At 52.6% G+C, this 13,053-nt stretch carries 2 protein-coding genes; one reads left to right on the top strand and one right to left on the bottom strand.

Annotation, left to right across the window (positions count from 1 at the left end):
* Positions 1-208 precede the first annotated feature (208 nt).
* A complete protein-coding gene (locus tag AB1797_06645) occupies positions 209-541 on the bottom strand; it encodes a UPF0175 family protein (GenBank protein MEW5767292.1) in 333 nt (110 codons plus the stop codon).
* A 707-nt stretch (positions 542-1,248) separates the two neighbouring features.
* Between AB1797_06645 and AB1797_06640 the strand changes: the two genes are divergently transcribed.
* The coding region (locus tag AB1797_06640; GenBank protein ID MEW5767291.1) for a fibronectin type III domain-containing protein at positions 1,249-13,053 on the top strand (11,805 nt) is incomplete at its 3' end.

The following is a 13,053-nucleotide window of genomic DNA, read 5'->3' as shown; positions in this document are numbered from 1 at the left end:
TTATCCATTGGCTTTAGTATTGATTTGCTCATTCTGCACGACTATTGAAAAAGTCGGCACATGCTGATTTTGACAGCGGGGAAGTTGTGTTCCCCAATCATATTGCTAATTTTTAAACAGCCTCTTTGAGGAAATAAATCTTTTAGTAATTCAATCCGCTTTATCTTAGAAAAAGTACTTATCACATCTGTATCAAAGATGAGCGAGGTCACTTTCGTAATTCCTCTATAAGTTTTAATCCCCCAACAAATTCTTTCTTATTTCTTGGTCCTATCTCCCGAATTATTCCTTTATCGGCTATAATATCTTTAAACTCCACAGTAGAAACCCCTGCTATTTCTGCTGCTTTACCTAAAGATACTTCCTTATCTTTATAAAGTTGGATTGCTGATTCTATTTTAAGATTTGGCCTGACCTCTAATAAAACCCTAAAAGCTTCTTTGGATACTTCACTTTCACTATCATAATACCCACTTTTTACTAAAGCACGCATCATTCTTTCCATTATCCCTGGCAAACTGAAAATACTTTTAGTAGCCATAATCCTTCACCTCCAAAGTCTTTTCAACTCTTATAGGAATTTGCTTTTGAGTGGTTTTGGACTGTTTATTCATTTTTACACATTATGAAGATATTTTAGCAGAAATTTTATCCTAAGTCAACAAAAAAATTCCATCGGTGGGCTATTGTCAATTTTTCTTCGTGACTTAGTGTCTTGGTGGCTAAGTAGTTACAGGATAACTTTAACAGAAATCTACCCTTGAACCCTTGAATCCTCGAACCCGGCTGAAACCGCCCCGGAACTTTCGCCGACTTGGAGTAAAAGGTGGCGCATAGCGGAAGCTGCTGGTGGGGTTATTGAATATAAATTGACAAAGATGAGAGCGGCATGGTAAAATTATTTCACACAGAGCCAGCCTGGGCTGATTGATAATCAGATTAGATTAGGATGGAGAGCTTCTTATAAAATAAGGAATTAACCATAGCCAGGCGGTAAAATATTTTTTTATGCGGTAGGTTGGCATAAAAATTGCTGCTTAAAAAAGGGGTAGTGTAGCGTCACATTTGATTTGATAGGTTGGTCTCTTGTAGAAGCAATCCCCCCCACCCTACCCTCTGAGAGGATTTAAGGTGAGGGGGAAAAGAGGCTCTACCCGTAACTACTCAAAACTAAGTTAAGCAGTTAGTTGGGAGACAAAGCAAAATTCCCTCTCCCTTGATGGGAGAGGGATAGGGTGTTAATAGAAAATGTATAGATTAATCTTGGCCTTTATTATAATATGGTCACTAAGTGCCAGTAAGGTATACAGTCTTAACTCCATCCGGGTCAATTATCCGCCGGATACCCCTCTGGCGGATGTGCCGGTAGTCACACCTGACGGACCCTTACCGGGCCTGGATATAGGCCTGACCGTAGAGGAAAGGGCCGGCGTAGCCAGAACCCACTGGCCGGTGACCTCCGGCCTGCCTTTGCCCAAAGGGATGTTGACTGCTTCTGGAACCCTGTATTCCGGCGGCATCCAGGCCAGGCCCCTCTCCCATTGGGATGACGGCTCGGTCAAGTGGCTGCTGGTCGATTTTCAGGCCGATGTGGCCGCTAATGGGACAGCCGGCTACAACCTGGCCACAGGTGCCTATTCGGCCTCTCCCCTTAAGGCAGAGGAAGATGCAGGCAAGATCACAGTGGTCACCGGCCCCTTAAGATTAATGGTCAGCAAGACCACTGGCAACCTTTTCGACGGCGTCTGGATGGATAAGAACACCGACGGACAGTTCGTCCCGAGCGAACAGATAGTCCCTTCCAATCCTTATGACGGGGCGATCATCACCGATGCCGCCGGCAAGAGATTTTACTCCTCACTTGGCCCGGTTGAAACCACGGAGATTGTCGAGAAAGGCCCCCTGAAGGTGGTCATCCGCATTCAGGGCGGTTTCAGGTCTGAGGACGGAGACTGGCCCAAGGCCGTCAACGGCCCCAGCACCGGCGAGGACCTCCTGAAATACACCGCCTACATCACGGCCTTTGCCGAAAAGGGGTTTGTCAAGGTGGACTTCCACCTCAAGAACGGCAATGGCTCGGATGCGAATCAGGCGAATTTGGGCTACGGGTATATCGAATTCGAGGACCTTTCACTAAGGACCAACCCGGCCCTTTCCGGCGCTAAATCCTGTGCCTTGGGTGGAGACGGCGGCAATCTTGACTACAGCAGCGCCCTGGCCTTGGGCCAGAGGGTCTCTCTTTACCAGGACTCATCTGGGGGGGAACACTGGGAGCCGGCCGAGGGCTGGGAGACGACCTTTCAGGGATACAAGATCTACCACGACGGCCGTGAGGTCGAATCTGGCCTAAAGGCCGAGGGCTGGACGGACATCTCAGATGCCAATTGGGGACTGACCACCGGCTGCCGGCTCTTCTGGCAGAATTTCCCCAAGAGCCTTGAGGTCAACGACTCCGGGGAGGTCTATGTCGGTCTCTGGCCGGATGACTGGGCCGTTCCCCATCTCTTTCGAGCCGGACAGCACAAGGGCCATGAGGTCTTTTACTACTTTCACACCGGCAATCATTCCGAGGCTCAATCTGAAGACATCGCCAAATCCTTCCACTACCCCCTATTTAGCCGATGCACCTCTGAATATTACTGCGAAACCCTTAAGACTACCGCCCCTGAAGATTACACCAACTTTCTTATCCACGAAGGCTGGGCAGATGTATCGGTCAGCGGTATCGAGAACGAGCGAGAAAATTCCGACTGCTACGGCTGGCGGAACTTTGGGGACAGCTATCGAGATGGAGACAAGGTAACCCGCTACTGGGGAAACAACGAGTTCGACTTTGGCTGGTGTATGCTCAATCAATTTCTGAGAAAGGGCGACCTTGCCTTTCTTGACAACGGCCTATATATGAGCCAACACATGCGGGACATCGACATCTACCATACCGATAGGGATGTAAACGCCAGTGTCTTTAATCATGGCCCCCATAAGCATGATGCCAGCGGGATCACCGACCACAGCCGGGCGCCGCTTCCCAGTCACATGTGGCTTAATGGTCTCCTGCTCCGTTATCAGTTGACCGGCGATCCTGAGGCCCTGGTCGCGGCCAAAGAGATAGGCCAATATATCTCTGGCCGTACTACACCCGGCCTTTATGTAGAAACCCGCAATATCGGCTGGTCTCTATGCGGCATGATGGAGCTTTATGAGGCCACCGGCTATGAGGCCGCCTATCTTAATGGCGCCAGATCCATTGTTTACGACTGTCTCTTGCCGTATGTTCAGGAGAACGGGGCACTAACCCAACCTGACGGTTCCCTCTGTCCGTGGGCGATGGGCTATGTGATGGAGGGATTGGGTGAATACTGTCTGGCCAAGAGAGACGCATCGGCGCCCGATCTTGAGGCAGAGAATGCCCTGATTAAGATGGCCGATTTTATTATTGATGAGCTGTGGATTGATGAGCCGATAGGTGATGGATACGGAAATGTCTGGCCGGCCGGGACAGGCCACTGGTGGACTGATTACCCCAACAATAAGGAAGGGAATTATATCTATTCCCGGCAAAATGGGATAGCCTATGTCGGCTCACCCAACACCCAGACCCTGATTGATGGCTGGACATACACCTACCGCTTGACCAGGGATAAGAAATACTATGATTATGCCAAAAGAGCCTTCGAGTATTACCTTAACTATCCGGATCATCCCCCCTATTATGGTGGTCAGTCTGCGGCCAAAGGGGCTGGTTTCATGCTCAGATTCGGCCAGGCCTATATGTATGAATCTGCCCATCCGGATACGACCGGGCCGGTCATCTCGGATGTCCAGGCTGGGCCTGTAGGAAGCGAATCGGCGGTGATTACCTTTGCTACTGACGAGACCTCCACGGCTACTATCGAGTATGGCCCGGATACGGGCTATGGCTCAAGTCTGTCGGATACTAATCCAGTCAAGAACCACCGTCTTCAGCTTAACGGGCTGTCTCCGCTAACCGAATATCATTATCGGATTATGGCTACTGACGGCTTTGGAAACTCGACGGCCTCGCCTGATTACACCTTCACCACCACCAGTTCTGACACCACGGCCCCGGTCATCTCAGAGCTGAGGCTATTCAATCCCCTACCCAATTCTGTAACCATCAGATGGCAGACCGATGAGCTGGCTACCTCGCAGGTGGAATACGGGAAGACACCATCTCTGGGTTCGGCCAGCCTTGACACCACGATGGTCACCTCACACAGCCTCACCCTCTCCGGCCTTGATGAGGGAGACACCTATTACTACCGGGTAAAAAGCCGCGACATCTCAGACAACGAGGCGGTCTCCTCAACCCAAGGCTTTATCACCCCCAGGCAAGAAATCTGGGGTGAAAATTCCTCATCCGACCACGCGGGGACCGGTTTTGACAGTTACCTGACTATTGACAGCCCTGATAATTATCCCACTTCTGCCTGGTTGTATCTGACTTCCAACCATGCGATCCTCCTGGACTTCGACCTGTCGGCCATCCCCCAGGAGGCCGCCGTCACCCAGGCCACCTTAAGGCTTTATGCTACTTACCCTTATTGGCACAGCCCCCTTGTGGGCATGCTCTACCGGATCACTGACCCGGCCGGCCTGGGTGATTGGAACGGCGCTCTGGCCAATTGGCGTAACAGAAACACAGGCCTACCCTGGAGCAACCGCGGTGATGGAGATATTGATACCTGTTTCAGCCTGGTAGTAGATGCGGTCCGGGTTGATGCCTTCGATCCCGACCACTGGTTTGAATGGGATGTGACTGGGGCCGTGGCTGGTTGGGTGGCCGGAACCTATCTCAACCAGGGGATGATGATCTATCCTGATGGCACAGGGGGCAATAGCTTTGCCTCGGCGGAAGAGTCTAATGCCTCCTGGCGGCCTATTCTAGAGATTACCTACGGATTTGATCTGCCCGTGATGAGGTTGGAGATCACCTCTCCACCGGTCGGAGGTAAGACGGCCAACCACTCCTTTGATATCACCTGGACTGACCTTGATCCGGACAATAGCAACACTATCAGCCTCTACTACGATACTGATCAGGTCGGTTACGACGGCGTGCTTATTGCCGCCGGCCTATCCGAAGATGATGAAACCGACTCCTACACCTGGGATATCTCAGGCCTGGCCGAGGGTGAATATTACATCTACGGCCGGATGAGCCACGGTCTGGATACTGTATCCGACTATTCCAAGGGCAGCCTTAAGGTTGACCGGAGCCTGCCGGTCATTAGCGGGGTGAATGCCTCTAATGTGACCGATGTCTCAGCCCGGATCAACTGGACAACCGATGAAGGGGCCACGTCGCAGGTAGAATATGGCCTATCGGCTGATTACGCTAATACCACCAGCCTCGATCCGGCTCTGGTCACTAATCACACGGTAACCTTAACCGGCCTGGTCAGCTCCACTACCTACTATTACCGGGTCAGAAGCCGGGATAGCCTGGGCAATGAATCTGTCTCCAATGATGGCACCTTTACCACGGCGGCTGATCAAACCCCGCCCCAGATAAGCAACATAACCCATTCCAATATTGGAGAGAATGTGGCCACCATCACCTGGACGACTGATGAGGCCTCCACCTCTAAAGTCGAGTATGGGACAACTACCTCTTACGGTCAGGCTGCCCAGGAGGGGAGCTTTGTGACCAGCCATTCGATTGCCCTGAGCGGGCTTTTGGCCTTCACCACTTATCATTACCGGGTCATCTCTACGGATGGCTCAAATAATGCCAACACCTCAGCGGATCAGACCTTTACCACGATAGAGGCGGACACCACTGCCCCGGTTATTTCCGAGATAATCGTCTCTAATATTGGCAATGATCAGGCCACCATTACCTGGCAGACCGATGAGCCGTCTACATCCGGCGTAGAGTATGGCCTCAATGCCGGCTACGGAAACCAGGTCACCGATCCCAGCCTGACCACCCATCATTCCATCACCCTCACCGGCCTTAATCACCATACTACCTACCACTTCCGGGTAAGGAGCCGGGATGGGGCGCCTCAGTCCAATGAGGCCGTCTCAGGCGACCAGACCTTTGCCACCTCGGTCAAGACCGAAATCTGGGGGGAGAACTCCGCCTCTGATTATCCAGGGACCTGTTTTGACACCTCCTTTATTGTCAATGGGACAGGCAGTTATCCTACCTATCACGAACTGTGGGTTACACCGGGGGGCGACACTCACTGGAAGCGAATGGCCGTGCTTTATTTCGATCTATCTGATCTGCCGCCTCAATCTGTTATTTCTCAAGCGAACCTTAAATTATATACCGACTTTATTTCGGGGGGTGAGAGTAATATTCAGGAAATACTGGCCTATCGGATTACTGACCCTGATAACCTGGGTGATTGGGATCGAACCAGGGCTGACTGGTTCAATCGGAGTTCTCCCTGGAGGCTGGGTGGGGCAGACATCACCACGGTTTCAAGCGATCCCCTTGACACCATTACGGTCAATCCCTTCACCTCTTCGACTCACTGGTTTAGTTGGGATGTGACCCCGGCTGTGGTCGGCTGGAACGAGGGCAGTTTTCCCAATCAGGGTCTTTTCCTGGCTACGGCTAATCTTAATTCACCTACCGGCAATTTCTTTCCTTCCAGCGAGGCGGTTGATGCCTCTTTACGGCCTGTCTTAGAGATCACCTACTTTGATACGGCCGCGCCGGTCATCTCGGAGGTGACCCACTCCCTCATCACCGGTGAGGGGGCCAGGATAACTTGGACTACGGATGAGCTGGCCGCCTCCCAGGTAGAATACGGTCCGGATACCAATTACGGCTTTTTTAGCCCTCACGATACCAGGCCGACCAGAAGCCATCAGATCGACCTCCAGGGTCTTTCTGCCGGCGCTACTTATCACTACCGGGTCCGGTCCACTGATCCCTCGGCCAACCTGGCCCTATCAGGAGACGCCGCCTTTACCACGACCGCCCCTGATACCACCCCGCCGGTGATCTCTAATGTGGAGATGGTTAATGTATCGGATCGTTCGGCGGTCGTCCAGTGGTCAACCGATGAGACAGCCGATTCTATCGTTGACTTTGGACAGACATTAGCTTATGGTTCCACGGCCTCTGATTCGACCTATCTTACCTCTCACCGGATAGACCTCTCCGGACTCCTGCCCAATACTACCTACCATCTTCGGATAAGGAGCCGTGATCCCTCTGGAAATGAGGCGGTCTCAGAGGGGCATATAGTTTTTACCCAGGCCGAAATAGTAACCATCTCCTTCCAGAATGGGGCCTTGCCGGATGCTTCCTACACTGGCTGCCTGGATACCACTGTCTCTACCTATTACCAGGATCCGAATGCTAACTTTGGAAACGCCTCCAATATCGAGGCCACCCATCCTCTGGAGGGATTTCTGATTAAATGGAATATCTCAAGTCTGCCTTCCGGGGCGATTATCGACTCGGCGCTCATCTCTCTGAGGCAGGTCTGGGCAAGTTATTCTTCCGGGCATACCCTCAAGGCCTACGAGGTGCTTCAGGACTGGGAAGAAATGGAAGCCACCTGGAATTCGAGAAAGACCGGCACCGCCTGGAATTCTTCAGGCTTAGGGGCGACCAGCGATACAGCCCCACCGGACTCTGCTTTTGACCGGAGGGCCACTGACTGCGGCTCTTTTCAAACAGTGGGGGCCAACGAGGTGTGCTCGCTTACTATCACGCCTTCCCTTGTGCAGGCCTGGGCCAATAACGGTTCGGCCAATTACGGCCTCTTTATTACTCCGGAGGTGGCCGGCAATTCCTTCTTTTATAGCCGAAACTATTCGACTCCATTAGACAGGCCCAAGCTAACTATTTCCTATCATTTCCCTACCGAGCCGCAGATTTCTATTACCCAGCCGCCCCAAACCGGAGCAGCCACTAATGGGACATATCCTATCACCTGGCTCGACCACTGCCCGGAGTTGGATGCCGGTATTACCCTTTATTATGACAGAGATGATACCGGCCACGATGGCCAAGAGATCATCCGCGGAATCTCCGAGGACGATGAAACCGATTCCTATTCCTGGGATACCTCCCAAACGCCGGAAGAGACTTATTATATCTACGGGAAGATTGACGATGGGGTCAACACCCCGGTCTATCATTACAGCGGGCCACTAACCATAAACCGGACCCCACCGCCGGTGGTCTTCAACCTTAGCCTTTCCGATACAGGACCAAGTATGGCCGGCCTGGCCTGGACCGCCCCGGCGAGCGCCGTGGAATATGATATCAGATACTCCTTGACCCAGATCACGGCGGCCAATTGGAATGGGGCGGCTCAAGCCGTGGGGGAGCCGGTTCCACAAGTAGCCGATTCCCCGGAGAGCTTTACCATCTACGGCCTCCAGCCGGATGCCGACTACTACTTCGCCCTGAAATCAAAGGATGGCTTAGGCAACTGGTCGGACATCTCCAATGTGGCCCACACTAAGACACCCCGCCTTCGGGCCCTCTGGATATGGAATCCGGAAGCGGCTGATATTATCAATGACGCCGGCCCGGCCAGAACCGACCTCTTTGACTTCTGCTCCTCCCCGCATGGGGATTCTACCAAATCAGTAAATGCCTTCTTTATTTCAGCCGGCGATCTTGTCACGACTAATCCGAATCAGGTGAGGAACTTTTTGACCGAGGCCCATGCCCGCCGTTTCAGGATAGAATATCTCTGCGGCGACCCCAATTGGGCCACACCGGCCCATCGACCCGAGGGCGAGGCCCGATGCGAGGCTATCATCTCCTTTAATCAGGCCGGCCTCCCCAGTCAGAGGTTCGACGGCTTTCACCTCGACGTGAAGCCTTACACCCTCTCAGATTGGAATTCCCAGTATTCTACCTACTGGCAGGAGTATAAAACCCTGCTGACCAATTGCAGGAGTAAGCTGTTGTCCTTCAATGCGGGATATGAGCCGAACATCACCTTAAACTGTGACATCCCCTATTGGTATGACACTGATTCCGATACCGGCTCGGAAGTAACTTCTACCCAGGATGTCCAACAAATAGGGGATTGGGTGACTATTATGGACTACCGAGATGATACGGCCGGGATCATCGCCGGGGCAGAGGGGGAGGTCCAGACAGCCAACGCCGCCGGCAAGGGGGTGATAATCGGGGTTAACACTTCCCCGCCGGCAGACGAACCGGAGACCATCACCTTCTACGAGGAAGGGGTCACCTTTATGGAGGAACAATTGGCCGTGGTTTTAGACGAATTCGATCCCGATACCGGCTTTTTGGGCCTGGCCGTCCACGACTACGGTGATTACAAAACCCTCCGCGGCGATAATGCCCCGCCCTCTCTGAATATTACTTCACCCCCTCCAAGTGGGGCGGCTGCTAATAATTCCTACCGTATTACTTGGTCTGACTATGATCTGGAAGATAACGCGGCCATCAGCCTCTTCTATGACAAGGACGATACCGGCGGCGATGGTATCCAGATTGTGGCCGGGATTTCGGAAGACGATGAGACCGATGCCTATTCCTGGGATACTTCATTGTTAACAGAAGGGAATTATTACCTTTATGGAAGAATCGATGACGGGGTCAATCCGGCGGTTTTTGCTTACAGCCGAGGGCCGCTGACCATTGATCATACCCCGCCAGCAGTGACTATCCTTTCTCCCCCTGATGGGGCCAGCACCTCTTTGCCCCAGGTGAATATCAGCGGGATAGCCACGGATAACAGAACCAGCGTGAAGGCCATCGCCATAGATGTCGAAAAGTGGAACAGCGGTGATACCGCCAATTTCGTCTTTGCCGTCGATCTTGTCCCTGACACCAACACCTTCCTGGTCACGGCCACTGACTATGCCGACAACAGCGGCGCCGGCCGGGTGACCATCTATTACTATCCGGATAATACCTCCCCGGCCGCGGTAGATGATCTGAACACCAGCGGGGTAACTACTACTACCATCTCGCTTACCTGGACGGCCCCCGGAGATGATGGAGATATCGGCCAGACCTTTGTCTACGAGCTTAGATACTCGACTTCGCCTATTATTGAAGCCGGCTGGGACTCGGCCACCCAGGTAAGCGGCGAACCTGGGCCTTCTCCGGCCGGCTCTACAGAGTCCTTTACCATTACCGGCCTTATTCCTGAGACCACTTATTACTTTGCCCTTAAATCCAAAGATGAGGTGGGCAACACCTCTGACACTTCTAATCAGGTCACAGCAGCCACTAATCCCCTTGACACTGAGAATACCCCACCCCTGATTGATCCTTCCCTGGACAACCTGTCTACCCTGGAAGATACACGGCTTGAACTCGACCTGACCCCTTACGGATCAGATGTCGAGGACTCCGGCTTTCTTGTTTGGTCTCTGGATTCAGGAAGTGTAGATACCGCCATCTTTGAGGCCGGAGCAGCCAATAACCTGCTTACCATTATTCCGAAGCCCAATCAATTTGGCCAGGACGATATCACCCTCATCCTTACCGACCCCAATGGGGGACAGGATACCAAAGCCGATGTGACCGTGATAGTCGCCCCGGTTAATGACCCGCCGGTGATCGACCCGGCCTGCGATGACCTTACTACCCCTGAAGACACCCCGGCTACCTTTGACCTAACGCCTTATGGCTCTGATGTAGATGACACAGGGCTTGTCTGGAGCATTGATCCGGCCAGCGCCGCTACTACCCTCTTTACGGCTGAGATAGCCAACCACCGGCTAACTATTATCCCACTTCCCAACCAATATGGTCAGGACGATGTAACCATCATCCTCACTGACCCCAATGGGGAGCAGGATACCAAAGCCGACGTAACCGTAACAGTCGCACCGGTTAATGATCCGCCGGTTATTGATCCTGCTTGCGATGGCTTTACTACTCCTGAAGACACCCCAGCTACCTTTGACCTGACTCCCTATGGCTCTGATGTGGATGACACAGGGCTGGTCTGGAGCATCGATTCGGCCAGCGCCGCTACTACCCTCTTTACGGCTGAGGTAGTCAACAACCGCCTGACCATTAATCCGTTCCCCAATCAGTGCGGTCAGGCCAATGTAACCCTCTGGTTGACTGATCCGAATGGAAATCAGGATACCAAAACCAACGTGACCATGACAGTCGCCCCGGTTAATGATCCACCGGTGATCGACCCGGCCTGCGATGGCTTTACTACCCCCGAAGATACCCCAGCTACTTTTGACCTAACGCCTTATGGTTTCGATGTAGATGACGCCGGGCTTGTCTGGAACATTAATCTGGACAGTGTCGATACTACCCTCTTTACGGCTGAGGTAGCCAACGACCGGCTAACTATTATCCCACTTCCCAACCAATATGGTCAGGCCGATGTAACCCTCTGGTTGACCGATCCGAATGGAAGTCAGGATATCAAAGCCGACGTGACCATGACAGTCGCACCGGTTAATGACCCGCCGGTGATCGACCCTGCCTGCGATGGCTTTACTACCCCCGAAGATACCCCAACTACTTTTGACCTAACGCCTTATGGTTTCGATGTAGATGACGCCGGGCTTGTCTGGAATATTGATCTGGACAGTGCCGATACTACCCTCTTTACGGCTGAGGTAGCCAACGACCGGCTAACTATTATCCCACTTCCCAACCAATATGGTCAGGCCGATGTAACCCTCATCCTCACTGACTCCAATGGGGAACAGAGTACCAAAGCCGACGTGACCGTGATAGTCGCCCCGGTTAATGACCCGCCGGTAATCGACCCGGCCTGCGATGGCTTTACTACCCCCGAAGATACCCCAGCTACCTTTGACCTGACTCCCTATGGCTCTGATGTAAATGACGCCTGGCTTGTCTGGAACATTGATCTGGACAGTGTCGATACTACCCTCTTTACGGCTGAGGTAGCTAACAACCAGCTAACTATTACCCCACTTCCCAACCAATATGGTCAGGCCGATGTAACCCTCTGGTTGACCGATCCGGAGGGAAGTCAGGATACCAAAACCGATGTGACCGTGATAGTCGCCCCGGTTAATGACCCGCCGGTGATCGATCCTGCCTGCGATGACCTTACTACCCCCGAAGACACCCCGGCCGACTTTGACCTCAGCCCTTACGGGTCGGACGTGGATGATACCGGTCTCACCTGGAGCATCGACCCGGACACTGTTGACACTGCTTCAGATGGCGGATTGGTCTTTACGGCTGAAGTGGTCAACAACCGGCTAACTATTATCCCACTTCCCAACCAATATGGCCAGGACGATATAACCCTCATCCTCACTGACCCCAATGGGGAGCAAGATACCAAAGCCGAGGTGACCGTGATAGTCGCATCGGTCAATGACCCGCCGGTGATCGATCCTGCCTGCGATAATTTTATGGTGGATGGGGATACCCCAACTGGATTTGACCTGAGCCAATACAGGCTGGATGTAGATGATACCAATCTCACCTGGTCCATACAACCGGATACGGTGGACGCCACCCTCTTTGAAGCCCTCATATCTGCTGATACTCTTACTATTAACCCCATCTCCGGTTCTCACGGCCAGGAGGATATAACCCTCATCTTGAGCGATCCGTCCGGGGATCAGGATGTCAAACAAGATGTGACCATCATTGTCAACCACGTCAATCATGCGCCCTTTATCGATCCTTCTTGCGATGATTTTATGGTAGATGAAGATATTCGGGCTGAATTTGACCTGAGTCCTTATGGCACAGATGGAGACTTGACTGCTCTTACCTGGTCAATAAGTCTCACCAGCGTAGATACCGGTCTCTTTGAGGCTAATTTATCGGATACACTTCTGACCATTGTTCCTCAACCTAACCAGCACGGTCAGGACGACATAACCCTTATCCTGACCGATTCTGAAGGAGCAAAATATATCAAGGCCGATGTGACCATCATCATCAGGCCGGTCAATGATCCGCCGGTGATCGACCCTGTCTGCGATGACTTTACTACCCCCGAAGACACCCCGGCTACCTTTGGCCTGACGCCTTATGGCTCAGACATAGATGATACCGGTCTCACCTGGACTCTCGATCCGAACAGTGTCGCTACTATCCTCTTT

The sequence above is a fragment of the bacterium genome (assembly GCA_040753085.1).
Classification (GTDB): Bacteria; UBA9089; JASEGY01; order JASEGY01; family JASEGY01; genus JASEGY01.
This window is presented reverse-complemented; position numbering and strand designations above follow the sequence as displayed.